The organism is Aeromonas sp. S18(2024) (assembly GCF_041402525.1).
GTDB lineage: Bacteria > Pseudomonadota > Gammaproteobacteria > Enterobacterales > Aeromonadaceae > Aeromonas > Aeromonas enteropelogenes.
In genome coordinates this window covers 49,618-75,685 of record NZ_JBGLQV010000014.1, presented here as the reverse complement: position 1 = coordinate 75,685, position 26,068 = coordinate 49,618, and the positions used below count along the sequence as shown (strand labels likewise).

General features: G+C 59.8%; 25 protein-coding genes. 21 read left to right on the top strand and 4 right to left on the bottom strand.

Going from position 1 to position 26,068, the window contains the following annotated elements; all coding sequences use genetic code 11:
- Window positions 1–40: 40 nt before the first annotated feature.
- From ACB034_RS18915 to ACB034_RS18865, 11 genes are all read left to right on the top strand, one after another.
- On the top strand, window positions 41–379 hold the full coding sequence (locus ACB034_RS18915) for a hypothetical protein (protein ID WP_225633105.1): 339 nt from the start codon (window positions 41–43) through the stop codon (window positions 377–379).
- A gap of 48 nt (window positions 380–427) precedes the next feature.
- Window positions 428–1,279, top strand: a complete 852-nt coding sequence (locus ACB034_RS18910; protein ID WP_042072185.1) for a hypothetical protein — start codon at window positions 428–430, stop codon at window positions 1,277–1,279.
- A gap of 432 nt (window positions 1,280–1,711) precedes the next feature.
- On the top strand, window positions 1,712–2,266 hold the full coding sequence (locus tag ACB034_RS18905) for a DUF3305 domain-containing protein (RefSeq protein ID WP_371173486.1): 555 nt from the start codon (window positions 1,712–1,714) through the stop codon (window positions 2,264–2,266).
- Window positions 2,259–2,825, top strand: a complete 567-nt coding sequence (locus ACB034_RS18900) for a DUF3306 domain-containing protein (protein WP_371173485.1) — start codon at window positions 2,259–2,261, stop codon at window positions 2,823–2,825. Before ACB034_RS18905 ends, ACB034_RS18900 begins: the two co-directional genes overlap by 8 nt.
- A gap of 103 nt (window positions 2,826–2,928) precedes the next feature.
- Window positions 2,929–4,650, top strand: coding sequence for a 4Fe-4S binding protein (locus tag ACB034_RS18895; protein WP_338611937.1), 1,722 nt, complete (start codon window positions 2,929–2,931; stop codon window positions 4,648–4,650).
- An 8-nt stretch (window positions 4,651–4,658) separates the two neighbouring features.
- A complete protein-coding gene (locus ACB034_RS18890) occupies window positions 4,659–5,291 on the top strand; it encodes a molecular chaperone (RefSeq protein WP_124240481.1) in 633 nt (210 codons plus the stop codon).
- Window positions 5,292–5,368: 77 nt separating this feature from the next.
- On the top strand, window positions 5,369–5,572 hold the full coding sequence (locus ACB034_RS18885; protein WP_026457913.1) for a transcriptional initiation protein Tat: 204 nt from the start codon (window positions 5,369–5,371) through the stop codon (window positions 5,570–5,572).
- Between the two features lie 23 nt (window positions 5,573–5,595).
- Window positions 5,596–8,475 carry a formate dehydrogenase subunit alpha gene (locus tag ACB034_RS18880; protein WP_371173484.1) on the top strand — a complete coding sequence of 960 codons (2,880 nt, stop codon included), beginning with the start codon at window positions 5,596–5,598 and terminating at the stop codon, window positions 8,473–8,475.
- A 4-nt stretch (window positions 8,476–8,479) separates the two neighbouring features.
- Window positions 8,480–9,139 (top strand): formate dehydrogenase FDH3 subunit beta, encoded by a 660-nt coding sequence (gene fdh3B / locus ACB034_RS18875; protein ID WP_026457829.1) that lies wholly within the window; start codon window positions 8,480–8,482, stop codon window positions 9,137–9,139.
- On the top strand, window positions 9,136–10,107 hold the full coding sequence (locus ACB034_RS18870) for a formate dehydrogenase subunit gamma (RefSeq protein WP_371173483.1): 972 nt from the start codon (window positions 9,136–9,138) through the stop codon (window positions 10,105–10,107). The genes fdh3B and ACB034_RS18870 overlap by 4 nt, the downstream gene beginning before the upstream one ends.
- Before the next feature lie 244 nt (window positions 10,108–10,351).
- Complete coding sequence (locus ACB034_RS18865) at window positions 10,352–12,067, top strand: NAD-dependent malic enzyme (RefSeq protein ID WP_042024810.1); 1,716 nt, start codon at window positions 10,352–10,354, stop codon at window positions 12,065–12,067.
- Window positions 12,068–12,144: 77 nt separating this feature from the next.
- On the opposite strand, the gene ACB034_RS18860 is transcribed toward ACB034_RS18865, so the two are convergent.
- Both ACB034_RS18860 and ACB034_RS18855 read right to left on the bottom strand, forming a co-directional pair.
- On the bottom strand, window positions 12,145–12,486 hold the full coding sequence (locus ACB034_RS18860; RefSeq protein WP_224211293.1) for an RT0821/Lpp0805 family surface protein: 342 nt from the start codon (window positions 12,484–12,486) through the stop codon (window positions 12,145–12,147).
- Entirely contained in the window at window positions 12,483–13,688 is a 1,206-nt protein-coding gene (locus ACB034_RS18855) for a hypothetical protein (RefSeq protein ID WP_371173482.1), read from the bottom strand. Before ACB034_RS18855 ends, ACB034_RS18860 begins: the two co-directional genes overlap by 4 nt.
- A 305-nt stretch (window positions 13,689–13,993) precedes the next feature.
- Between ACB034_RS18855 and ACB034_RS18850 the strand changes: the two genes are divergently transcribed.
- Entirely contained in the window at window positions 13,994–15,232 is a 1,239-nt protein-coding gene (locus tag ACB034_RS18850) for a uracil-xanthine permease family protein (protein WP_061475577.1), read from the top strand.
- 116 nt (window positions 15,233–15,348) lie between these two features.
- Here ACB034_RS18850 and ACB034_RS18845 read toward each other — a convergent pair whose 3' ends face one another.
- Window positions 15,349–15,795: a GNAT family N-acetyltransferase gene (locus ACB034_RS18845; protein ID WP_371173481.1), complete on the bottom strand. Its 447-nt coding sequence runs from the start codon at window positions 15,793–15,795 to the stop codon at window positions 15,349–15,351.
- 150 nt (window positions 15,796–15,945) lie between these two features.
- Between ACB034_RS18845 and ACB034_RS18840 the strand changes: the two genes are divergently transcribed.
- Window positions 15,946–16,446 carry an SRPBCC domain-containing protein gene (locus tag ACB034_RS18840; protein ID WP_042024815.1) on the top strand — a complete coding sequence of 167 codons (501 nt, stop codon included), beginning with the start codon at window positions 15,946–15,948 and terminating at the stop codon, window positions 16,444–16,446.
- A 196-nt stretch (window positions 16,447–16,642) separates the two neighbouring features.
- Here ACB034_RS18840 and glk read toward each other — a convergent pair whose 3' ends face one another.
- Window positions 16,643–17,683 carry a glucokinase gene (glk, locus tag ACB034_RS18835; RefSeq protein ID WP_371173480.1) on the bottom strand — a complete coding sequence of 347 codons (1,041 nt, stop codon included), beginning with the start codon at window positions 17,681–17,683 and terminating at the stop codon, window positions 16,643–16,645.
- 277 nt (window positions 17,684–17,960) lie between these two features.
- On the opposite strand from glk, the gene ACB034_RS18830 reads away from it, so the two are divergent.
- The 8 genes from ACB034_RS18830 (at window position 17,961) to fliH (ending at window position 26,043) form a co-directional block, all read left to right on the top strand.
- Window positions 17,961–18,818: a MurR/RpiR family transcriptional regulator gene (locus ACB034_RS18830; protein WP_040096037.1), complete on the top strand. Its 858-nt coding sequence runs from the start codon at window positions 17,961–17,963 to the stop codon at window positions 18,816–18,818.
- A 162-nt stretch (window positions 18,819–18,980) separates the two neighbouring features.
- Window positions 18,981–20,420, top strand: coding sequence for a pyruvate kinase (pyk, locus tag ACB034_RS18825; protein WP_026456067.1), 1,440 nt, complete (start codon window positions 18,981–18,983; stop codon window positions 20,418–20,420).
- A gap of 227 nt (window positions 20,421–20,647) precedes the next feature.
- Window positions 20,648–21,427: a hypothetical protein gene (locus tag ACB034_RS18820; RefSeq protein WP_201976922.1), complete on the top strand. Its 780-nt coding sequence runs from the start codon at window positions 20,648–20,650 to the stop codon at window positions 21,425–21,427.
- A 149-nt stretch (window positions 21,428–21,576) separates the two neighbouring features.
- A complete protein-coding gene (locus tag ACB034_RS18815; RefSeq protein ID WP_026456069.1) occupies window positions 21,577–21,960 on the top strand; it encodes a hypothetical protein in 384 nt (127 codons plus the stop codon).
- 123 nt (window positions 21,961–22,083) lie between these two features.
- Window positions 22,084–22,401 (top strand): flagellar hook-basal body complex protein FliE, encoded by a 318-nt coding sequence (gene fliE / locus ACB034_RS18810; RefSeq protein ID WP_026456070.1) that lies wholly within the window; start codon window positions 22,084–22,086, stop codon window positions 22,399–22,401.
- Window positions 22,402–22,412: 11 nt separating this feature from the next.
- Window positions 22,413–24,116, top strand: a complete 1,704-nt coding sequence (gene fliF / locus ACB034_RS18805; RefSeq protein ID WP_371173479.1) for a flagellar basal-body MS-ring/collar protein FliF — start codon at window positions 22,413–22,415, stop codon at window positions 24,114–24,116.
- Window positions 24,109–25,170 (top strand): flagellar motor switch protein FliG, encoded by a 1,062-nt coding sequence (fliG, locus tag ACB034_RS18800; RefSeq protein WP_026456071.1) that lies wholly within the window; start codon window positions 24,109–24,111, stop codon window positions 25,168–25,170. The genes fliF and fliG overlap by 8 nt, the downstream gene beginning before the upstream one ends.
- A 69-nt stretch (window positions 25,171–25,239) precedes the next feature.
- Complete coding sequence (fliH, locus tag ACB034_RS18795; protein WP_042072167.1) at window positions 25,240–26,043, top strand: flagellar assembly protein FliH; 804 nt, start codon at window positions 25,240–25,242, stop codon at window positions 26,041–26,043.
- Window positions 26,044–26,068: the final 25 nt, after the last annotated feature.

Here is a 26,068-nt window from a genome sequence, read left to right as displayed (position 1 = left end):
TAGCGTTATGATCTTCAATTAAAACTGTTAGGCATAAAATATGAGCTTTGATCTTGTTTTAATAAAACCGTGTAATAATTCAATAGCAAATCTTTCAGAGGTTGAAGACGTCATGCCCCTTGGAAGTAAAGAGTTGATTTCTACAAAAGTAACTCAATACTTCCCCAATGCAATAGAGGGTGTTTGGATATCTGATGAATTCTCTGTAGAGGCTTTTATTAGTGGTGAGCCTGTAACATCAGTTCATATCACTATACACTTTGGTAATGGATGGTCAAAAAACAGTGAGGCTAAACTATTAAGTATGATTGCAGCAATCTGTCGAAGTATAGATGCTTCAACCTTTTCATTATCTGATAATACAAAGTTAGCTCCATAATGTAGAATTTGGATATTGAATCAACCTGTAGCAGTGGGAAGGATTGGTATGGAAGTTTTTAACGAAATACTTGATGATTACAGCGAATATTGTCACCAGAGACTCCAAGCAGAGTTTGGATTGTATTCGCCAGAGACGTACGACCCTATCTATTTGTATCAGCGTTACAAATGTAGAATTATTGAAAAAAGAGCTCGCTTAGTATTTGAATCAAAGGAACTGTCTATCCCTAAGGAGCACAAAATTGCATACGAAGGTATTATTGAATCGATAAAAGTTGGTGAGTGTCTCAAGAAATATCAAAGTAGAAAGCTAAAAAATCTGCACTACGATGATGACATGTTATCTCATTGGGGAATTCAGCACTTTCATCTGAGCCTAGGTGTGGAGAGAGATGGTTTTGTAACCAGAACTGGAGAACTTCTATTTATTCATTTCTCTGCTCATGAAGCTCATATATTAGGTGTTTTTGACCATAGTTCATGGTGTGACTTGAGCCTTATACAGATTATGCATGACAATTGGCCTAATCAATTAGCTATTTTTAAAATAAATAGTAATGTCACACCTCTAACAATATCAGACTACAAAACTTTACGTAAAAAGCACTACAATGTAAACGTGACTGTTAGTGATGGTACTGAATACCTTTGTCCTGGTATGGGGGTGACAGCTAATGGAGCTCCACTTCATGCTGTGTTTAATTCAGATAAAGTTATATTTATGTTCAATCAATATTTTGAATTTATAAAAGCAAATATAGAGCATATTTTGGAGTCCGACCCAAGTAAAAGGAATAGTGAAACTGTAACTATTGGTATGGAGTTTTTGCATGATAAAAATATCATCGCATACAAGGTCAAAGAAACAGGGTTTATATTTACACTATGTGAACAATAAGTTTCTGTTAGTTTGGTTTCAATATGTTATCTCGTCTATTTTATTTGATCGTATTTCGTATGTTGGGCGAAATCGTAGGTTGGTGCTGAACGAAGTGAAGCCCAACGTTTACCGCGAGCAATTTCCAAAGGCAATAATCGGATAATTCGGCCTTATTTGATTATTGCCATTCCCTCGAACAAGCACTGGCGGATTGGTTTTACGCCGCATGTTGGGCTTCGCTGCGCTTAGCACCAACCTACGCCCGCGCCAACCTACGTCCTGCACGACGTCTAACCAGCATCAAAGCCCCAATCAACCACCAAACTCGCCTTGGCCCCACTCTTGCTATGTTTTCTCCCATTAAGGCCGTGGCCGCCCTGATCTGCCCGCTGTGATTGCCCCAAGCAAGGGGGAAACAAGGGGGGAGGGCGGCCCGGTAGAGATCTTCTGATGGGAGTCGTTACCGTGCAAGACACAACCAATACCTTGTCCCACCAGCGCTGGCTGCGGGTCGAATTGCAGGCCATCGACAGCCAGGTTGGCCGCTGGCAGAGCCGCCGTTTCGAGATTGCGGCGCTCCACCCCGCCGAGCCCGAGGCCGCTGGTGCCTTGCCCCTCACCCTGTTTCGCGACGAGCGGGGGGATTATCGCTTCAACCTGAGCTCCGGCGCGCCGCGCCTCTTTGTCACTGGAACCCGCGTCGATAATGACTTTGTCGCCGATGGGCTCACGCTGAGTCAGACTGTGGCCGCCGCCTATATGGACGGCGAGCGCCAGGTGCTCTCTTGCCCGCTGCCGGAGGCGCTGCAGGCCTGGACCGAGGCCTTTATCGGCCGCCACGGCGAGCTGCTGGAGGCCCGTCGCAAAGGCAAGAAGGGCAAGGGACGAGCTCAGGATCAGCTGGGGGTCGATGGCGCGCCTCAGGGCAACTGCGGCGCCGTCAAGGCCACCGGCCCCGATGGCCGCGAGCATGGCAGCGACGTCGGAAGCCGCTCCCATGAGTGAGTTTTTCAAGCGCTGGTCGGCCCGCAAACGGGAGACGCAACAGGCTGCAAATGAACAGCCGCAGCCGCTCGATATGGAAGGTGTATCTGCGTCCCAATCCGACCTTGTCGAACCGAGCGCATTAGAAAATACGCCACCTCCAGCTGAAGTAAGCACTGACAAGGGGAGTGCCCCTTGCGCCGGTTCCGATCCCGCCGCCGCGCCTTCCACCGCCGTATCGGACAAACCCGCCTTGCCGGACAGGGAGGCGCTGCGCGCCATGTTTCGCAGCCATCAGCCCGATGGCCTCGATGACTACACCCAGGATTTCAGCCAGCCCGAGCTGCTGCCTGCCGCCCTGACTGCGGGGCTGCGCAACTGGCTAGTGGCCCCTGCCTCTGAGCAAGATGCCGACCAGACTGAACCCTCGCCAACCACGCCGGGTGAGGAGGCGGATGACACCGCTTCACTCGTAGCGGCGTTGCCACAAGACCATGACAAGGGTCGGGACATTTTGACTAACGAGGTGGGACAAAATGTCCCTACCAATAAGGCGGGAATGGAACCTCTGGGATCCTGACTCCCTGTCAGTCACTTTTTTTCCGGGGGAGTTGGCTCGTCTCTTGCTCTCCCATGAGACCAACAGCACACCATCCCATGAGGTGGTGCGCACAGGAGTGCATGTGAGCATCGAACAATACAACTCAAGCCTGAGCCCCGCCAGCGCTGCGGGGAGCAATGAGCGAGCGCGCGCCTATGCCTTGCGCCACACGGTCAAGACCGACAACCTGATCCCGGCCACTGTCTCCTATCAGAGTCAGGGCCGCCTGCTGCTGGTCGGGCCGGAGGATCGCATCCGCCGCGCCGCCAGCCTCTTGCCGCAAGGGGCTGTGCCGACTTTGCTGGTGAGCGAACAGGTCCATGACGCCGGGGCGGCGGATCTGGAGGCCATCTTCGCCGCCACCGCCTCCCTTGAGGCGCTGACCCTGCGCGAGCCGGCGCTCAAGGGGTATCTCGGCCAGTTTCAGTTGACCGGTCTTAACGGTCAGGGGGAGCGTATCTCTTTGGCCGAGCTCTGCTTTCAGGCCCAGGCCGCCGATGGCCACGCCAGCTTCGATCTGGTGGCCGATCTGGGGGCGACACCGCTGTTTGCCCTGGAGCGCCCGCCCGTGGGTTATCAGTATCTGGCGGATGATGCGGGTCTGGCGGAGCAGCTTGGCGAGCTGTGCGCCCTCACCGGGGTGTTCGACAAGCCGCGCTATTTTCGCCTCGATCCGGAGGCGTGTGCCTTCACCGCCCGTGGCGTGCCCGGTTGCAGTCGCTGCCTCGATGTCTGCCCGACCGATGCCCTCAAACCCATCAATGGGCGCATCCAGATCGATCCACATCTTTGTCAGGGCTTTGGCAGCTGCGCCTCCGCCTGCCCGACCGGGGCGATCGCCTATCACCAGCCCGATGCCAATACCAGCGGCGACTATCTGTTTCGCCTGCTCAAGCACTATCGGGAGGCGGGCGGCGAGCATCCCGTGCTCTTGATTGCAGGGGAGAGCGAGCGCAGCGACGTTGAGGCAAGCCTTGCCGCCCTGCCCAGCCACTGGCTGCCGGTCTGGGTGGAGGAAGTCGCGAGCCTCGGGCTCGAGAGCTGGCTGGCGGCCCTGGCCTATGGCGCCAGCGCGGTGCGCATTGCGCTCGGTGACGATACCCCGGCCAGCGTGCGTGCCCTGGTGGAGCGGGAGTTGGCCAGTGCCGCCGTGCTGCTGGCCGGCGCCGGATTGAGCGGGGAGCGCATCGCCATCCACTCCCTGCAGGCGGTGGTGCAGGCGAGCGACCAGGGGGCGGCCAATGTGGCCGGCTCCTTGCTGGACAAGCCGCTCAAGGGGGAGAAGCGGGAGACCCTGTTTGCCGCCTTCGACGCCCTCTGGCAGGCCAACGAAGGGGGCCGCGAGTCCCTGGCGGTGCCCCACGGCGCCCCTTATGGCGCAGTGGCACTGCAAGAGGCGGATTGCACCCTCTGCATGGGCTGCGTGGCGGTCTGTCCGACCCGCGCCCTGCATGCGGTGGGTCACGAGCCCGGCCTCAACTTTATCGAGCAGGACTGCATCCAGTGCGGCATGTGCGAGAAGGCGTGCCCCGAGCAAGCCATCGCGCTTGTGCCGCGTCTGCAGCCTGTGCCCGAGGCGCGCCGCGCCGTGCAACACCTCAAGGCGGAAGAGCCGGCCTGCTGCATTCGTTGCGGCAAGGCGTTTGCTCCTGCCTCCCTCATTCGCCGCATCCAGCAAAAACTGGCCGGTCACTCCCACTTCCAGAACGAGGCCGCCAAGCGGCTGCTGATGTGCGAGGACTGCCGGGTCAAGGATGTGTTTGAAGCCATGGCGGCGGATCCCGCTGCCCAGCTCAAACTGTGAGGGCCAATATGTATCAGCAACAAGATGACAACCAGAGCACCCTGCCCATGACAGATGCCATGACCCCTCTCGAGAGCAACAGCGCCGAGCTCTATGCCCTGCTGGCAAGCCTGTGGCGCGCCGCCCCCAAGGGCGAGCAGTTGCAGTGGCTGCGTGACCTTGAGCCGGTTCCCGGCCCCTTTGCCCGGGGCCTCGGGCTGGTGCAGCTCGCCGCCAGCAGCCACGACGAGGGCACCCTGGCCGAGGAGTATCAGGATCTCTTTATCGGTATCGGCCGGGGGGAAATCGTCCCCTTTGCCTCCTGGTATCTCACCGGCTCCCTGATGGAGCTGCCGCTCGCGGTGCTGCGCGCCGATCTGCAGTCCCTGGGCTTCGAGCGCCAGAGCGGGGTGTGTGAGCCCGAAGATCACCTGGCGGCCCTGTGCGAGGTGATGGCGGTGCTGGTCAGCGAACAGCACCCCGAGCGCAACCGCTTCTATGAGCGCCACCTCGCTCCCTGGGTGATTAAGTGCTGCCACGATCAGCAAAAGGCCAAGGGAGGCTGTTTCTACCGTGCGGTGGGGCTACTTGCCGAAGATTTCTTCAAGCTGGAAAACGAATTGCGCCTGCCGTTTGGCGCCCGGGTGGTAACTCGCCCATAACCATATGACAGATACCGTTCGTAGCAATGTCGGCCCCCGGGCCGGCCATAACAAAAACAAGAGTCGGAGAGAACAAGATGAGCGATGACAAGCTGCAAGATCCGTCACGACGCAACCTGATCAAGGGTGTCGGCGTGGTCGCCACCATAGGGGTATTGGCCGGTGCCACCGGCCGGGTGGTGGGTAAAGAGGTGCTCACCCACGACACCGAGCCGGACAAGGGTTATCGGGAGACCCCCCATGTTCACGACTTTTATCGCACCCTGCGCGGCACCGACTGAGCCGGCTCAGTGAAGGAGATCTTATGAAACTGACGAAACGTGCCGAGCCGGCAACTTCCGCCGACCAATCCAGTGCCGCCACCTCCCGTGGTCAGGGGCTGACCCGCCGCGCCTTTATGGTCAACTCCGGCCTGGTGGCGGGTGGTGCCGTGGCCGCCGGCTGGCTGGCACCGGCCATGATGCAGCGAGCCGAGGCCAAAACCGTGGCGGCCGATGTGCCGGTCGAGGTGAAACGCACCATCTGCTCCCACTGCTCGGTGGGCTGCGGCGTTTACGCCGAGGTGCAAAACGGGGTCTGGACCGGTCAGGAGCCAGCCTTCGATCACCCCTTCAACCTGGGTGGCCACTGCGCCAAGGGGGCGGCCCTGCGCGAGCATGGCCACGGTGAGCGTCGCCTCAAGTACCCGATGAAGCTGGTGGGCGGCAAGTGGCAGCGCATCAGCTGGGATCAGGCTATCGAAGAGGTGGGCAACGAGGTGCTGCGTCTTCGCAAGGAGTCCGGCCCGGACAGCATCTTCTGGCTCGGCTCCGCCAAGCACTCCAACGAGCAGGCCTACCTGTTTCGCAAGATGGCCTCTCTGTGGGGCACCAACAACGTGGATCACCAGGCGCGTATCTGCCACTCCACCACGGTCGCCGGTGTGGCCAACACCTGGGGCTATGGCGCCATGACCAACAGCCTGAACGACATGCACAACAGCAAGTCGATCATGTTTATCGGTTCCAACCCGGCGGAGGCCCACCCGGTCGCCATGCAGCACATCCTGCTGGCGAAAGAGCGTAACGGCTGCAAGATCCTGGTGGTGGATCCGCGCCGCACCCGCACCGCCGCCAAGGCGGACATGTACCTCTCTCTGCGCCCGGGTACCGACGTGGCCTTTATCTGGGGCATGTTGTGGCACATCTTCAAGAACGGCTGGGAAGACAAAGAGTTCATCCGCACCCGTGTCTTTGGCATGGACGAGGTGCAAAAAGAGGTGTCGCGCTGGACCCCGGCGGAAGTGGAGCGGGTGACTGGCCTCAGTGAAAAAGAGGTCTATGGCGCCGCCAAGCTGCTCTCCGACAACCGTCCGGGCTGCGTGGTCTGGTGCATGGGGGGTACCCAGCACACCACAGGCAACAACAACACCCGCGCCTACTGCATCCTCGAGCTGGCCCTTGGCAACGTGGGCAAGAGCGGTGCCGGTACCAACATTTTCCGCGGCCACGACAACGTGCAGGGCGCCACCGACTTTGGCGTCACCTCCGACTCCCTGCCGGGCTACTACGGCCTGGAAGAGGGGGCCTGGAAGCACTGGGCCCGGGTGTGGGATGTGGACTTCGAGTGGCTCAAATCCCGTTTTGACAACAAGGCCTACAACGGCAAGCTGCCGATGAACAACAACGGCATTCCGGTCTCCCGCTGGGTGGATGGGGTGCTGGAGAACGCCGACCTTATCGAGCAGGGCACCAACATTCGCGCCATGTTCTACTGGGGCCATGCGGTCAACTCCCAGACCCGCGGTCCCGAGATGAAGAAGGCGATGCAAAAGCTCGACATGATGGTGATCGTCGACCCGTACCCGACCGTGGCGGCGGTGATGAATGATCGTACCGACGGCGTCTACCTGCTGCCGGCCACCACCCAGTTCGAGACCTATGGTTCCGTCACCGCCACCAACCGTTCCATGCAGTGGCGCGACAAGGTGATCGAGCCCCTGTTCGAGTCCAAGGTCGACCACGAGATCATGTATCTCTTGAGCAAGAAGCTGGGCTTTGCCGATGAGTTGTTCAAGCACATCAAGGTGGAGAACAACCAGCCGCTCTTGGAAGACATCACCCGCGAGTACAACCGCGGCATGTGGACCGTCGGTTACACCGGCCAGAGCCCGGAGCGCCTCAAGGAGCACCAGCAAAACTGGCACACCTTCCACAAGACCAGCCTCAAGGCCGAAGGTGGCCCGGTCAGCGGCGAGATCTACGGTCTGCCCTGGCCCTGCTGGGGTACCCCGGAGATGAAGCACCCGGGCAGCCATATCCTCTATGACACCAGCATTCCGGTGTCAGAGGGGGGCGGCGGTTTCCGTGCCCGTTTCGGTCTCGAATATCAGGGCGTCTCCTTGCTGGCCGAAGACTCCTGGCCCAAGGGCAGCGAGGTGGAGGACGGTTACCCCGAGATCACCGCCGATCTGATGAAGCAACTGGGCTGGTGGGATGAGCTGACCGAGGCCGAGAAGAAGGAAGCCGAGGGCAAGAACTGGAAGACCGACCTTTCTGGCGGTATCCAGCGTGTCGCCATCAAGCACGGCTTTGTGCCCTACGGCAACGCCAAGGCGCGCTGCGTGGTGTGGACCTTCCCGGATCAGGTGCCCAAGCACCGCGAACCGCTCTACACCCCGCGCCGGGATCTGTTGGCCGACTACGCCACCTGGCCCGATGCCAAGAGCCTGTGGCGCCTGCCGACCCAGTACGCCTCGGTGCAGGAAAAAGATGTCAGCAAGGAGTTCCCCATCATCCTCACCTCCGGCCGTCTGGTCGAATACGAGGGGGGCGGTGACGAGACCCGTTCCAACCCCTGGCTGGCGGAGCTGCAGCAGGAGATGTTCGTCGAGATGAACCCGGCGGATGCCAACGACGTCGGCGTACGCGACGGTCAGGATGTCTGGGTCGAGGGGCCGGAAGGTGGCCGCGTCAAGGTGAAAGCCCTGATCACGCCGCGGGTGAAGCCGGGCCTTGCCTTTATGCCGTTCCACTTCGGCGGTCATTTCGAGGGCAAGGATCTGAGATCCAAGTATCCGGAAGGGTCAGACCCTTACGTACTGGGCGAGTCGGTCAACATAGTCACCACCTATGGTTATGACCCGGTTACCCAGATGCAGGAGACCAAGGTCACCCTGTGCCGTTTTCGTAAAGTAGGAGCCTGATCCCATGGCCAGAATGAAATTCATGTGTGACACCAAGCGCTGCATCGAGTGCAACGGCTGTGTGACGGCGTGCAAGAACGAGAACGACGATGCCCTCGAGTGGGGCATCCAGCGTCGCCGGGTAGTGACCCTCAACGATGGCCTGCCGGGGGAAACCTCCATCTCGGTGGCCTGCATGCACTGCACCGACGCCCCCTGCATGGCGGTCTGTCCGGCGGACTGCTTCTACCACACCGACGACGGCATAGTGCTGCACAACAAGGATCTCTGTATCGGCTGCGGCTATTGCCTGTTCGCCTGTCCGTTCGGGGCGCCCCAGTTCCCGAAGACCGCCGCCTTTGGCGATCGCGGCAAGATGGACAAGTGCACCTTCTGCGCCGGTGGCCCGGAGGAGGATCACAGCGAGGCGGAGCGCCAGAAGTACGGTGCCAACCGCATCGCAGAGGGCAAGCTGCCCATGTGTGCCGAGCTCTGCTCCACCAAGGCGCTGCTGGCCGGTGACGCCCAGGTCATCTCCGACATCTTCCGCGAGCGGGTGGCCTATCGCGGCGCACCTCACGCGGCCTGGGGCGGGGATGAGCAGGATCTGTTCCACGACGCCAGCAAACCCCGCGATGGCAGAGGCAAGGGGCTCAAGCTTGGCAAGCAGGAGGGCGGCCAATGAGACACTGGCTGACAGCGCTGCTGACAGCCTTGCTGCTGTTCAGCGCGCCTGGCTTCGCCGATGCCCAGAAGGAGACGATCGGCTTTGCCGGCGCCGACTACTGGCGCGCGGTGAAGGACGGGCAGGAGGGAACCACCACCTCCCGCTCGCCGGAGCACGGGGTACTCATCTCGGTGCCGGGTCAGCTCTGGTTCGAGGTGAAGACCAAGTGGGTATCGCCGCTGGGTGCCATCGCCATTTTCGGGTCGCTCGCCATGTGCGCCCTGATGTACTGGGTGGTGGGGCCGACCAAGCTCTCCAAACCCAGAACCGGGCGCAAGCTCAAGCGCTGGAGCAGGATGGACAGGGCCCTGCACTGGACCACGGCAGCCATGTTCCTGACCCTCTCGGGGTCCGGGCTGGCCATCATCTACGGCAAGTACTTCATCAAACCGGTGGTGAGCATGGGAGTGTGGGAGAACTGGATCTGGTTCGCCAAGGTGTTCCACAACTACGTGGGCCCGCTCTTCTTCCTCTGCCTGCTCGGGGTGCTCATCAAGTGGTTCCGCCACAACATCGTCAACATGGTGGATGTGCAGTGGTTCCTGAAATTTGGCGGCATGCTGGGCAAGCACAAGGGGAGTCACCCCTCGGCGGGCTTCTCCAACGGCGGCGAGAAGGCGATCTTCTGGCTGTTGATCTGGTTTGGCGGCATCGTGGTGGCGACCGGGCTGTTTCTGGACTTCCCCATCTTCGGCCAGCTGCGCCGCCAGATGGAGTGGGCCAGCTTCATCCACATCGTCGGAGCCCTGATCCTCATCTGCGGCTTCATCTTCCATATCTATATGGGCCTGTTCCAGCTGGAAGGGGCGCTGGAGGGGATGGTGACTGGCGAGGTGGACGAGACCTGGGCCAGGGAGCACCACGATCTCTGGTATGAAGAGGTCAAACACAAGCTGGATGAGCCCAAAGAGGGCAAATCCGGTTAAACAGAGGTTGTTTAAACAGGGGCGCTGCGGCGCCCCTTCTTTTGCTCTCCATCCGGGGAAACAAGGCCATGTTGGTCTGCTGGTTGGATAGTTCGGCACAACTTTCTCGCCTTGGCCCCTGGCAGGAGGGCAGGGGTATGCCCAAGCTCACAAAATCGAATTGATAAACGTCATATGATTGATTTCATTATGTGTCTCGCTCTCCTGCCGAACGGCAACTTCATGTAAATCAACGAGAATGACTATGGCTACCGGACAATATCTGCTGTGGAAAGATGCGCAGGGACAAGATTTTCGCCCCGTTGCACTGACAGGCACCGATCTGCTCAACGATCGCAATCTCAACAAGGGCACCGCCTTTACCGAACAGGAGCGGGCCGACTTCGAGCTCGACGGCCTGCTGCCACCCCAGGTGCAAACGTTTGAAGCCCAGCTGGAGCGGGTCTATCAGGGCTTTCTGAGCGCCTGCAACGATATCGAGAAATACCAGAACCTGCGGGCATTGCAGGATCGCAACGAGACCCTTTTCTATGCCCTGTTGTCGCGCCATGTTGAGGAGATGACTCCCTACATCTATACCCCGACCGTGGGCAAGGCGTGCCAGGAGTTCAGCCACCGCTTCCAGAAGCCGCGTGGCCTCTACATCACCCCGAAAAACGTCGAGGACATGGGCTCTCTGGCCCGCCATCTCGATGCCAAATCCGTGCGCATTATCGTAGTGACCGACAGCCAGGGGATCCTGGGGATCGGCGATCAGGGGGTGGGCGGCATGGGCATTCCCATCGGCAAGCTCTCCCTCTACACCCTGGGCGCCGGGATCCATCCCGCCTGCTGCTTGCCCATCGCGCTGGATGTGGGTACCGACAACCAGGCGCTGCTCGATGACCCCATGTATCTGGGCCAGCCCCACAAGCGCATTCGCGGCAAGGAGTATGACGACTTCATCGACAAGTTCGTAGCCGGGGTCAAGCGCCACTTCCCCAATGCCGTGCTGCAGTGGGAAGACTTCAGCAAGTCCAACGCCTTCAACAATCTCTCCCGCTACCAGCAGTCGCTGCCGTCGTTCAATGACGACATCCAGGGCACGGGCGCCGTGGTGCTGGCGGGCATCATAGGGGCGGTCAAGGCCAAGGGCGAAAGCCTGGGTCAGCAGAACTATCTGGTCTATGGTGCCGGTGCCGGCGGGGTCGGGGTGGCGGATCAGATCTGCGCCGGCCTCATCCGCGAGGGCATGGATCCCCAGGCGGCGCGGGATCGCATCTATATCCTGGATACCCAGGGGCTGGTGTGTGACAACCGCGAGGGGCTTGACGAGTACAAGCGCCGCTATGCCAAGCCGGGTCTGTTGCTGTCGGGCTGGGATACCGAAGTCCCCGGCAAGGCCAACCTGACCGATGTGCTGCGCCATGTGCCCATCACTGTGTTGCTGGGCACCAGCGGTGCGGGTGGTGCCTTCAAGGAGCAGCATATCCAGCTGATGCTGACCCATTGCGAACGCCCAATGGTGTTCCCGCTCTCCAATCCGACCGCCAACTGCGAGGCGCTGCCGGAGGACATCTATCGCTGGAGCAAGGGCAAGGCCATCGTCGCTACCGGCAGCCCGTTCAAGGATGTGCACTACGAGGGGCAGGATTACCGGGTGGGGCAGGGCAACAACGTCTTCATCTTCCCGGGAGTGGGGCTGGCGGCCATCGTCAGCCAGATCCGCGAGATAAGCCCCGACATCTTCACCACCGCCGCCTTTGCGCTGGCCGAGTGCGTGAGCGAGGTGGATCTGGCGCAGGGGGCGGTTTATCCGCGCATTCGCGAGCTGCGCAGCATCTCGGTGCACGTGGCGACCGCCGTGCTGAAAGACATAGTACGCAAGGATCCCGGCCATCCGCTGATCGGCCAGGATCTGCAGCAGCACATCCTGAGCCACATGTGGGAGCCGGTCTACCTGCCCTATCGCCGGGTGTGATCCGGGCAAGCTTGAAATGAAAGGGGGTGGCCATGGCCACCCCCTTTGTTTTGTTACCCAGGCTGTTACCGGCGCGGTCAGCTGCGCAGTGGCAGCCAGTGCCCTGCCTTGCTGCGGCAAGCGGTGTCCTGCCACTGCTGGCTGGCTTGGCCTATGTAGAGCTGCTCGCGGTAGTCGCGGCACCAGAGGCCATTGGGGTGGCGAAAAGTGCGCAGCGGCGTGACGCTGCCCGAGTGGCGGTTGGCGGGGTTGAACCAGGTGAGGCTCTGGCCCTTGGGGCGGGTTTGCAACGCCTCGGCCAGCGCCCGGTTGGCCAGCGCCACGTCCTGCTTGTCCATCTGGTGGTAGAGCGGGGCCGACTGCTGGGCGGCACAGCCGAACAGCCACAAGGAGAGGCAGATCAACAGATAACGGTTCATGGCTGCTCCTTGATGCTAAAGCCCTGTTGGATCAGGGTTTGTTCCTGAGCATCGGTCAGGGTCTGGTCGCGATCGTCTACCGTACCATCCCCCCGCAGCTTGTTGCCGTCAGCATCGACGGCGTCCACGCCGTTGTCGTCGACCGTGCCATCGCCCCGGATCTCGTTGCCGTTGGCATCGATGGCATCCACGCCGTTATCGTCGAGACCGCTGTCATCCAGGCCGTTGCCGAGGCCACGACTACCGCCATGACGCTCACCGCCGGCGTGACGATCCCCTCCGGCATGTTGCTCGCCACCGGCATGGCGATCTCCTCCTGCATGTTGTTCTCCACCGGCGTGTTCACCCTGACCATGGTCATCGCCGCCATGGCTACTGCCGCCGCTGTTGCTGCCTCCACCGCTGTTGCTGCCACCGCCGCTGTTGCTGCCACCGCCGCTGTTGCTGCCACCGCCGCTGTCGCTGCCACCGCCGCTGTCGCTGCCTCCGCCGCTATCGCTGCCTCCGCCGCTGTCGCTGTCACTGCCGCCACTACCACTGCTGCTGTTTCCACCACCACCTCCGCTTCCACCACCACCGCTATTGCCATCGCCATCCTTGTTGTGAACGATCAACTCATTGGCGATATAGCTGTGGCTGCCATCGAGGATCAGGTTGAACAGTGCCGTGGTGGGCGGGGCGTCAATCCAGCAGAGGGACTCCACCAGCAGCAGGGCGGGCTGCGGGGCCAGCGCCAGGTTGCCTGCGCTGCCGTGCTCCGACCAGCCCAGCAGGTGCATGCCGGTAAAGAGCGGCAGCACGGCGAGGGTCGGGTTTTCGGTGCGGGTCATGGCCGGCGTGATGGCCGCCCAGCCGCGGGTGGTCAAGAAGGGATGTTCGGCGGTGAAGAAGGGAGCCAGCCGGTTGAGCCCGTAGAGCCTGCGCTCCCCCAGCAGTACCCGCTCGATCGCCAGGATGCGGTTGCTGCGGCCATATTGATCCCGCACCCGTTCACCGGCCTGCAGGGTTTCGATGGGACGCTCCTCCCCATCGGCCATCAGGATGCGGGTGCCGGCCACGAAACAGGACTTGGCATAGGCCTGATTCACCTGCCACTGATGGTGGCTGAAGTCATAGCTGTACGGGGTGGCAAACAGGGCCAGGGCGATGGCCGAACCCACCAGCAGTCTGCGCTGGCTGGGTTTGAAAGCGGGCAGTGACATGGGGGACTCCTTGTCCGGCTGGGTTCACGTCATCAAGTATAGGGCGGGCTGATGGAGGGATAGGGGAGCCATTGACAAACAAAACAGCATGGAAAAACGATTGGCGCCGGCCATAAAAGTGCGTAAAATCGCTTCCTCGATGCTTGTAGCAACGAATCCCGCCTAAAAAGCCAGTTTCATGCCCTCCCCAAGCAGTAAAAGGTAACAAATGACGCTAATCGGCTCATTCAGTGCCTTGAAAAAGTCTTGTGATAACTGAAAAGTGTCAAATATCCCTGTCAGTTATCAAAAAATTAAGGACATCCATGTTTTCCTTAGTCAAGCAAAGCGTCGCCGGGCTGCAAATCCTGTTTGTCGCCTTCGGTGCCATGGTTCTGGTGCCCCTGCTCACCGGACTTAACCCCGCCATGGCCCTGCTTGGCGCCGGTGTGGGAACCCTGCTGTTCCAGCTCTGCACCCGCCGTCAGGTTCCGATCTTCCTCGGTTCCAGTTTCGCCTTTATCGCTCCCATCATCTATGCCACCCAGACCTGGGGTCTGCCATCCACCATGTTCGGCCTGTTTGCCGCCGGTTTCATGTATTTCATCCTGGCTGCCATCATCCGGGCTCGCGGCATGGGGTTTGTGCACAAATTGTTGCCGCCAGTGGTGATTGGCCCGGTGATCATGGTGATTGGCCTCTCCGTCGCCCAGGTTGCCTGCAACATGGCGATGGGCCGTGCCGGTGGTGAACAGGTAGTGCCTGCTACCACGGCGCTGACGCTGGCGGGCATCTCGCTGGCGGTGACCCTGATTGCCGCCGTGTTCTGCAAGGGCTGGATCAAGCTGATCCCCATCCTGTGCGGTGTGATTGCCGGCTATGTCTCTGCCGTGCTGATGGGCCAGGTGAGCTTCGATGGCATGGCCAATGCCCCCTGGCTGGCGTTGCCCCACTTCGAAACTCCCGAGATCAACTGGGCTGCTGCGCTGTTCATGCTGCCTGTGGCCATCGCCCCCTGCATCGAACATATCGGTGGCGTGCTGGCCATCGGCGGGGTGACTGGCAAGGATTACACCAAGAATCCCGGTCTGCACCGCACCCTGGCCGGTGACGGTATCGGGGTCTGCTTCGCTGGTCTTATCGGTGGTCCTCCCGTCACCACCTACGCGGAAGTGACCGGCGCCGTGATGATCACCCGCAATTTCAACCCGGTCACCATGACTTGGGCCGCCGTGTTCGCCATCATTCTGGCCTTCTTCGGCAAGTTCAACGCCCTGCTCACCTCCATCCCCATGCCGGTGATGGGCGGTATCATGCTGCTGCTGTTCGGATCCATCGCCGCCATCGGTCTCAAGACTCTGGTGGAGTCCAAGGTGGACCTGGGTATGTCGCGCAACATCGCCATCGTGGCGGTGACCCTGACCGTGGGTGTCGGCGCGCTGGAGATGAAGATCGGTGACTTCGCACTGGCTGGCGTGGGTCTGGCGTCCGTTGCCGCCATCCTGCTCAACCTCATCCTGCCCCAGCACTCCGAAGAGGGTGCCATGGAGTCCGCCAAGGATTGAGTGGCAACTTGATTGTTCGCATTGAAGGCCACCTTTGGGTGGCCTTCTTTATTGATGTGCTCCGGGGAATAATCAGGAGCGCCATAAAAGATGAGAGGCAAGAAGACGTCGGTCAGTCAGGCTTGCCGAGAGTCGCCTGACCAGGGGGCGACCAGTTTGCACCAGGGGCCGGTTATCTCGCAGTGTCCGGTCTCTTCAGTCGTCTGCCACCCCAGGCGATGGTAAAACGCCACGGCTGCAGTATTGTGGGTCGCTACCTTGAGACTGGGTTGGCGCCTCGCACTGGCCAGGCCCTGTTCGAGCAGGGCTCGCCCTATCCCCTGGCCGTGCCAGTCTGCGCTGACATAGAGGTGATGCACAAAGTCATCTGGTTGCCAGATGGCAATGAAGCCACACAGATATCCCCCTCGCTCTGCCACCCATATGGTTTCTCCCTGGGTCTGGGTTGCAAAATCGTCGGCTCTGAAGCAGGCTGGATCGACCCAGTGAAAGGTGTCCCGACGGCTCTTGAGAAACAGGTTGGCAAGATGATGCCTGTCTTCTGGTGCCATGAGTCGGATCATGATGATCTCCCTGTTGAGGTGGTTGAGCGCTGGCAATACTTTGCAGCACAAGGCAGATAAGAAGGGTGTGATTAAGCGCTGTCCATTGTCTTTGCCCTGAGGCTATACTGCCGGAGTCCCCTGTATGGATGGCTTGAGGATCGCTGATTTATGGAAAATAAACAGATAGAAGGCAACATTTTTGTTCCTGCTCACATCGACGATGTCTGGCATGCCTGGACAACCGAGAGCGGTCTGCGCAGTTTTCTTGCTCCCGAGTGCCTGATGGTGGCGGAACCGAACGGTCCTTTCGAGATCTATTTCAGGCCAGATGCCCCACTGGGAGAAAGAGGCAGCGAAGGGTGCAGGGTGATGGCGGTCATGCCCTATGACCTGCTCAGCTTCAGCTGGAATTTCCCACCTTTTCTGTCTCATATCCGTCAGCAAAAAACCCAGGTCAGCCTGCGTTTCGTGCCCGAAGGGCAGGGGACCCGGCTCTATTTCCTGCAAACCGGCTGGGCCAATGATCCTGATTGGGAGCAGGGCTATGCCTATTTCAGGGAGGAGTGGCTGGAACTCAGCCTGCCAAGGTTGCAGTACCGGTTTACCCACGGGCCCATCGACTGGAACAATCCCCCCGACAAATCCCAACTCAAATCGCTGGCTCAGTAAGCCGGACATAAAAAAAACCGGCCAAAAGGCCGGTTGAAACAGTTCAGGCTTGTCAGGTGACAAACGTAACCAGTGGATGAGAGAGGTTTCCACTCCATGTGAAGTCCTGCCCTCTTGATTACGTGACGTCACTTTATGTCATGGTCACTGAATCGAGGCTGAACCATGGCATGATCCTTGTCATGACAGGCTTTGCTCAGATCTTGAGTCCCATCGACTGGCGCAAATAGGCACCCGCGCCGAGCAGTCCCGGACCCTCATGGGTGATCAGAAATACCGGGATATCCTTGAGGTAGGATTTGAAACGCCCCTTGTCTTCAAACGCCACCCGAAAACCCGAGCCGGTAAAGAACTCCTGGAAGCGCGGCACTATGCCGCCCGCAATATAGACGCCGCCAAAGGTGCCCATGTTGAGCGCCAGGTTGCCTGCAAAACGGCCCATCAGCACGCAAAACAGGCTCAAGGTGCGGCGACAGTCCAGACATGAGTTGGCCAGGGCGCGCTCGGTAATGTCTTTCGGTGCCAGTGCTTCGGGTTCGCGACCATCGGATTTCACCAGGCCGCGATAGAGATTGACCAGCCCCGGGCCAGAGAGGAAACGCTCGGCCGAGACATGGCCCAGTTCGCCACGCATCACCTGCAAAACGGCGTCTTCCTCTTCGCTGTTGGCGGCAAAATCCACATGTCCCCCTTCGCCCGGCAGGCTCAGCCACTGCTCATCGGCCTTGATCAGATGGGCTACGCCAAGGCCGGTGCCAGCCCCATAGATGGCGATGGGCTTGCCTGCCACGGGGGCCTCTCCGCCCAGCTGGATGCGATCTGCTTCCGGCAGCACGGGAACGGCCATGGAGACGGCGGTAAAGTCGTTGATCACCAGCAGGCGCTCAAGACCGAGATTGGCTTGCATCTCCTTGATGGAGAATTCCCAGCTGTGGTTGGTCATAGCGACCCAGTCACCATTGATGGGGCAGGCGATGGCGATGCAAGCCTCGCTTACTTTTGCTGCGTGTTCATCCAGATAGAGGCGTACGACGGCTTCGAGAGAGGGGTGGGCAAGACCTGAATAGGTTTTTGCCTGGGAGATAGTGCCGGTGGCCAGCTCACACAGGGCCAGACGCGCATTGGTACCGCCGACATCGCCGACCAGCGCATGGGTATGCTGCATAACAACTCCTTCGTTACAGGCTTCGGACGACCGTTGGCGTCCCGAGATTATTGTTGGATTGTGACGGACCATTCTATCCGAGCTCGGCCCCGCTCACCCACCGGAACGGCACAAACGTGCGCCTGCTCACAGTGTTGTTGCTTTGCAACATTTGTAAGCGCTTTCAGGGCAAGGTGACGTTTTGTAACGAAAAGTACGAAATAATTAGAGATGAGTCATACTTTGTATGGCAGGTGTTAGTTGCGATAACCACTTGTCTTGTATAGTCATCAGGTTGATTGGAAACCTGCTTAGCCGTAAGTTGAGTGCAAAGACACTGAAGCTAAATTACAAAAAATGCCTGGTGGTGATGATGAATACCCTTGATAAAATTACAAACAACTTGGAAAGTTTCAGTAAATCAGAACGCAAGGTCGCCGAGGTGATCCTGGCGTCTCCTCAAACTGCCATTCACTCCAGCATCGCCGCCCTGGCCAAAATGGCCGACGTCAGTGAACCGACCGTCAACCGTTTTTGTCGTCGTCTCGATACCAAGGGTTTTCCCGATTTCAAACTGCACCTGGCCCAGAGCCTGGCCAATGGTACACCCTATGTGAACCGTCACGTAGAGGCGGAAGATGGCCCCGATACCTATACCGCCAAGATCTTCGAATCCACCATGGCCTGCCTGGATGCGGCCAAAAACAGCCTGGATATTTCCGCCATCAATCGCTGCGTCGATATCCTGACCCAGTCCAAGAAGATCAGCTTCTTCGGCCTTGGCGCCTCTTCGGCCGTCGCCCGCGATGCCCAGAACAAATTCTTCCGCTTCAACATCCCGGTAGTGAGCTTCGATGACATCGTCATGATGCGCATGAGCTGCATCAACAGCTCAGAGGGGGATGTGGTGGTGCTCATCTCTCACACCGGCCGCACCAAGGCGCTGGTCGAGATTGCCGCGCTGGCTCGCGAAAACGATGCCACCGTCATCGGCATGACCGCCAAGGATTCGCCGCTGGCCCGCGAGTGCAACCTGGTGCTCTCCATGGATGTGCCGGAAGACACCGATGTCTATATGCCGATGGCTTCCCGTATCGCCCAGCTGGCGCTGGTTGATGTGCTGGCGACCGGTTTCACCCTGCGCCGGGGGATGAAGTTTCGCGAAAACCTGAAAAAAGTGAAAGAGGGACTGCGCGAATCCCGCTTCGATACACCGCACTCTTCCTGAATCGTCGGGGGGTGACCCCTGGCTGTCTATGCCACCCTGCTTTGGTGTAGTATTGTAATTTAATAACAAAAGCCACCCAGATGGCTGGCAAACGGATGCCTGTCGGCATCCGCTTGATGGGGCAGAATTTCAAGTCATATCAACTTCATATTGGAGTCTTTCATGCCTAGACGTACAAAGATTGTAACCACACTCGGTCCGGCTACCGACCGCGAAGGGATCCTGGAAGGGATCATCCGCGCCGGCGCCGACATGGTGCGGATGAATTTCTCTCACGGCACTCCTGAAGATCATATCCAGCGCGCCAACCAGGTGCGTGACATTGCTGCCAAACTCGGCCGCCACGTGGCCATCATGGGTGACCTGCAGGGCCCGAAAATCCGAGTTTCCACTTTCAAGGATGGCAAGATCTACCTGGCCATCGGTGACAAGTTCGTATTGGACGCCGCCCTCGGCAAGGGTGAAGGCTGCCAGGAGCAGGTGGGGATCGACTACAAGAGCCTGCCCAATGACGTGGTGCCGGGCGACATCCTGCTGCTGGACGATGGTCGTGTGCAACTGAAGGTAGAGCGTGTCGAAGGTACTCGCATTCACACCACAGTGACTGTTGCCGGTCCGCTCTCCAACAACAAGGGGATCAACAAGAAGGGGGGGGGCCTCTCCGCGCCGGCCCTGACCGAGAAAGACAAGGAAGACATCAAGACCGCCGCCCGCATGAACGTGGACTACCTGGCCGTCTCCTTCCCCCGCTGCGGCGATGATCTACGCTACGCCCGTGAGCTGGCTCGCGAAGCCGGCTCCAATGCCAAAATCGTGGCCAAGGTCGAGCGCGCCGAAACCGTCGCCACCGACGAGGCGATGGAAGATATCATTCTTGGCTCCGATGCCGTCATGGTGGCTCGTGGCGATCTGGGCGTCGAGATTGGCGATCCCGAGCTGGTGGGGGTGCAGAAGAAGCTGATCCGCTACTCCCGTCGTCTGAACCGGGTGGTGATCACCGCGACCCAGATGATGGAATCCATGATCAATGCGCCGCTGCCGACCCGTGCCGAGGTGATGGACGTCGCCAACGCCGTGCTGGATGGCACAGATGCGGTGATGCTCTCCGCCGAAACTGCCGCCGGCCAGTTCCCCATCGAGACAGTGACCTCCATGGCAAGCGTCTGCGTGGGCGCCGAGAAGCACCCGAGCCTGAACGTTTCCAACCACCGCATGAGTTACACCTTCACCTCGGTGGAGGAAGCCGTCGCCATGTCCACCATGTATGCGGCCAACCACCTGGAAGGGGTCAAGGCGATCGTGGCGCTGACCGAATCCGGCACTACCCCGCTGCTGATGTCCCGCATCAGCTCCGGTCTGCCGATCTTCGCCCTGTCACCGCACAACAAGACTCTGGCCTGGACCAATCTCTACCGCGGCGTGACCCCGGTGCTGTTTGACGGCGACGAGACCAAGCCGGTCTATGAAGTGTGCCGCGATGCGCTGGACGTGCTCAAGGCCAAGGGGCTGCTGCAAAGCGGCGACATGGTTCTGCTCACTCACGGCGACAAGATGGAAACCGTCGGTAGTACCAACACCTGCAAGGTGATGATGGTCGAATAAGGCCTTTCATCCGCCAAGGCAACCAGAAAGCTGTTCACCGCGAGGTGAGCAGCTTTTTTTATATTCGTCTGCCGTACCGGTTACGAGGACTCATTGGCGAAGAGGCCGGGGATATAATGTGGCTCTCTGGCCTAAGCGGCACCCCACGGCTAAAACATGGTATGGTTTGCTGTCACAGCTGAAGACAGATTGCTTGTTACACCGCGAAGCATACGAGGAGATCTGGCATGAATCCGGGTAAAAAATGGGTGATGGCCCTGTCGCTGGGGCTGGTGTTGTCACCGGCTCACGCGGACTGGGCCAAGTTGAAAGAGGCGGCGTCCGATCTTGGCACTGCGGTCAGCGAGACCAGCAAGGAGGTCTGGCAGGATGTCAGCGATTTCTCCAAGAAGAGCTGGGCCTCCGTCTCCGCCTGGGGCGAGGATGCCTTCAATACCGCCGGGGTCTGGACTGACAAGAGCATCGCCACCGGCAAGGAGTGGCTGGCGGTCGCCGACAAGAAGCTCGACGAGATGCTCGAACCCGAGACCCCGGAAGAGGCGCGCCTTGCCCTCAACACCATGGCCGATACCGCGCTGGTGAGGTTGTTCAATGAGCAACCTTCGGCCAAGTTGCTGTTTGACAAGGCATATGGCTATGCGGTGTTCGATTCGCGCAAGTTCTCCCTGATGCTCCATACCAACCAGGGGGCCGGGGTGGCAATCGATCGCACCACGGGCAAGCACACCTACATGAAGATGTTTGGCGCGGGTATTGCCGCGGGTCTGGGAGGCAAGTTTTACCAGCAGGTGATCCTGTTTGAAGACAAGGCGCGGTTTGATGCCTTCGTCACCCAGGGATGGGAAGCGACCTCGGAAGTGGGGGCCGTGGCCGGCAAGGAGAGCGCCGAGCTCACTGCCAAGTACAACGGTGGCATGGCCATCTACCAGATCGGCGAGAAGGGGTTGCTGCTGGACGCCAATATTTCCGGCTCCAAATACTGGATAGACAAGGATCTGACCCAGTGATTGCGCAGGCTTTGAGCAACCGCATCTTTTTCTTCGCTCACAGTGAATTGTTGTCTGTTTAAATGACGCAACTTGCAGTAAAAAGAGGGCCATCGGCCCTCTTTTTCATGGGCGCAAGCAGGATTTGTCAGCAGAACAAGGAGAGTGGCATGACACAAGCAGCAGAACAGGGCGGGATGGACGCGGCCCCGAGCTGGGACAAGCAGAGCGTCTATCTGCGTCTGCAGGATGGGATCCCCATGGCCTTCTGGGTCAAGGGGGAGCAGGTCTCTCCCCTCGAGCCCAGCCCTGAAGGATCGCAATATCGCGGGCATTTCGGCTGGGGGCGTGCCGATGAGGCGACCATGGCCCTGGCGGATGCCATCGTTGCCAGGCTGGTGGTGGAGAGACTGATCCCTCCCGAGCTGGCGGCGAGCCGCGCGGGTTACCTTCACAACGAAGTGCTGGTCAAGCTGCCCGCCGGGGAACACTACGATCTGCATCTGAGCTATCTGAGGTTGTTGTTGGGCGAGGGGGCCGTGCCGCGGCCGTAACTGGCGCCGGTTCGTCATCGCCTTCTGCGACCACCCAATCCCCTGGCCTGAGGGCATTTTTCCTAATTGGCACTCTTATTGCTTGGAGCCTGTCAGCGTCAATGATTTGTCTGGGGATGAAAAATGGAAATTAGTGCAAGCAGCCTGATGCAAGAGATGCAGGCCCTCAAGATTGAGGCAGGCGCCACACCGCTGACACAACCCGGTCGCCAGGTGACTTCCGATTTTGGCCAGTTGCTGCAGCAGGCACTTGGCAACGTCAACGAATTGCAAGGGGCTGCCAACGATCTGCGCACCCGTTTCGATATGGGTGACAAGTCGGTGGATCTGTCGGAAGTCATGATCGCAGGCCAGAAGTCCTCCATTGCCTTCGAGGCAACGGTACAGGTCCGCAACAAGATGGTCGATGCCTACAAGACCATCATGAACATGCCAGTGTAAGGATTTGAATCGTGGCTACTGACCAAAACGGCGAACTGCTGATGAACGATGAGGGCACCGCCGCCCTCGATGAAAATGAGCAGAAGAGTTCGGCGCTGGGCTTTCTGTCCAACACCGACGTGCTGCGGCAAATCACCCTGATCCTGGGGCTGGCCATCTGCCTGGCCATCGCCGTCTTTATCCTGTTGTGGGGCAAGGAGCCGGACATGCGTCCCCTCGGCACCTACACCACCCAGGAGCTGGTCAAGACCCTCGATTTTCTCGATCAGCAGAAGATCCCCTATCAGGTAGATGGCAAGAGCGTGCTGGTCAGCGCCGAAAACTACCCCAACATCAAGCTGGCCCTGACCCGTGCCGGTCTGGTCAATGCGAGCGACATGACCAATGACGGCGAAGATATTCTGCTCAAGGATTCCAGCTTCGGCGTCAGCCAGCGGATGGAGAGCGAGCGCCTGAAATTGAGCCGCGAGCGCCAGCTGGCCAGCGCCATCGAGCAGTTCCAGAGCGTGGCCAGTGCCCAGGTGCTGCTGGCCATCCCCAAAGAGAACGTGTTTGCCCGCAACGAGCGCAAACCCAGCGCGACCGTGGTACTCAAGCTCAAGGGCTCTGCCCTCAATCAGGGGGAGGTGGACTCCATCGTCGACATGGTCGCCTCCGCCGTGCACGGCCTGGTGCCGACTCGCGTCACTGTGACCGATCAGAACGGCCGTTTGCTCAACTCCGGTTCCCAGGATCCCGTCTCTGCCCAGACTCGCAAGGAGTTTGCGATGCAGCAGAAGCAGGAGCTCGAATACAAACAAAAAATTGACGCCATCCTGATCCCGGTGCTTGGCGCCGACAATTATACGGCGGAGGTCGATCTCTCCCTTGACTTCTCCCAGCAGGAGCAGACCCGCAAGACCTACAATCCCGACCTGCCGGCGGTGCGCTCCGAAATGACCCTGGAGGAGAACAGCTCCAGCGGCAGCAACGGCGGCATCCCGGGGGCTCTCTCCAACCAGCCCCCCGCCGCGTCCAACATTCCCGAGCAGGCGACCGGTGGCGAGTCCGGCTCCGCCGCCTCGGGCCGCTCCCGCAAGGAGGCGACCCGCAACTTTGAACTCGATACCACCGTCAGCCACACCCGTCGCCAGATGGGGGGCATTCGCCGCATGACCGTCTCGGTCGCGGTGGATTACAAGTCGGTGACCGGTGCCGATGGCAAGGTCACCCGCGAGGCGCGCACCCAGGCCGAGCTCGACACCCTGCGCCGTCTGCTCGGCGGTGGCCTCGGCTTTGACGTGACCCGGGGCGACACCCTGGAAGTGGTCGCCATTCCGTTCAACCGTCCCGAGCTGGAAGTGATGGGTGAGCCGCCGCTCTACGAACAGCCCTGGTTCTGGCGCGCAGTGCGCATCGCCGCCTCCGTGCTGGTCATCATCGTCCTTATCGTCACCGTGGTGCGCCCCATGCTCAAGCGCCTGCTCTACCCGGATGCCAAGCCGGAAGGGGAGCTGGATTTCGACAACCACACCGTGCTGGGTGGCGACGACGAACTGAGCCTGTTGGCAGCCCAGGCAGAAGCCGAGCCCGTGTTTGGACTGCGCGATGGTCAGCTCAAGCTGCCTGATCTGCACCGGGATGAAGACTTGCTCAAGGCGGTCCGTGCGCTGGTGGCGAACGAACCGGATCTGGCCGCTCAGGTCATTAAAGAATGGGTAACCAAAGATGCCTGAAGAGAATAAAAGCCAGGTCACCGGCAACGATATCACCGAAAGCCAGCGTCTGATCCTGGATCAGATGTCCGGCATGGAGATGGCGGCGGTATTGATGCTGAGCCTCAACGAGGAGGATGCTGCCCAGATCTTCCGCCACCTCGAACCCAAGCAGGTGCAGCGGCTCGGCATGTCGATGGCCTCCATGTCCGATTTCAGCCACGATCGGGTGGCTGCGGTGCACCGCCAGTTTATCGACGACATCCAGAAGTACACCAATATCGGTATCGGCAGTGAAGACTTCGTGCGCAAGGCGCTGGTGGCGGCCCTTGGCGAAGACAAGGCGAGCAACCTAGTGGATCAGATCATTCTGGGCTCCGGTGCCCGCGGCCTCGATTCCCTCAAATGGATGGATGCTCGCCAGGTGGCCAGCATCATCCAGAACGAGCACCCGCAGATCCAGACTATCGTGCTCTCCTATCTCGAGCCCGAGCAGTCCGCCGAGATCCTGAGCCAGTTCCCGGAGCAGGTGCGCCTGGATCTGGTGATGCGTATCGCCAACCTGGAAGAGGTGCAACCGGCGGCACTGCAAGAGTTGAACGACATCATGGAGAAACAGTTCGCCGGTGCGGCGGGCGCCCAGGCGGCCAAGATGGGCGGCCTGAAGGCGGCAGCCAACATCATGAACTATCTGGACACCAACATCGAAGGCCAGCTGATGGACTCCATCCGCGAGTCGGATGAGGAGATGAGCCAGCAGATCCAGGATCTGATGTTCGTGTTCGAAAACCTCATCGATGTGGACGATCGCGGCATCCAGACCATGCTGCGGGAAGTGCCCGGCGATCTGCTGCAACGGGCCCTCAAGGGCTCCGACGATCAGATGCGCGAGAAGATCTTCAAGAACATGTCCAAACGGGCCGCCGAGATGCTGGCGGACGATCTGGAGGCCATGGGCCCGATCCGGGTCTCCGAAGTGGAGGCGGCCCAGAAGGAGATCCTCTCCATCGCCCGCCGTCTGGCGGATGCCGGCGAGATCATGCTGGGCTCCGGTGGCGGCGACGAGTTCCTCTAAGCCATGATCAACAAGTGGTATGGTGATGGCGGGCCAGCAACTGGCCGCGACGAGGAGCGCTGCTGAAAGATGAACAACAAACTGCGTGGCTATGTGCGCCCGGACAACGATAACACCCAGGTAGAGACCTGGGGTTGGCCCGAGATGGAGGTCGAGTCCGAAGTCGAGACCAATGCGCTGGGACTCTCCCCTGACTGGTACCAGCAGGAAGAGGAGGTGGTGGAGCCGGAGCCCGAACAGGAGCCGACTCCCAGCATCACCGCCGAGGAGCTGGAAGCCATTCGCCAGGCTGCCTGGGAAGAGGGAATGGCCGAAGGCCGTGAGGCAGGATTTGCCAAGGGGCTGGAAGAGGGCAAGCTGGAGGGACTGCAACAGGGGCATGCTGCCGGCCTCGAACAGGGGCGCGAGGAGGGGCTGGCCATGGGCCGCGAGCTGGTGGAGCAGGAGATAGCCCACTGGCAGGAACTGGCCTCCCGATTGGCCAATCCCCTGAATGAGCTGGATCAGGCCGTGGAGCAGCAGCTCATCGCCCTGGTACAGCAGCTGGCCCGTGCGCTGATTCGCCATGAGGCCGAGACCTCGCCCCGTCTGCTGCTGGAGGCGCTCAAAGAGGGGCTGGCCCTGCTGCCCGCCGCCGAGCAGGGGGTCACCCTGATGCTCCATCCCGACGATGTGGTACGGATCGAGCAGGCGTTCGGGGCCGAAGAGTGCGCCAAGCGCCACTGGCGACTGCAAAGCGATCCCACCCTCTCCCCCGGCGATCTGCAGCTGGCGACCGAACTCTCCAGTATTGATCTGACCTTGGCTGGGCGTATTGATCAGCTGCTGCGCAACTTTCTGCGGGACAACGCATCCCGGGATCCCCATTCATGACAGCGTCCGGGTTGGCCGAGGCCGG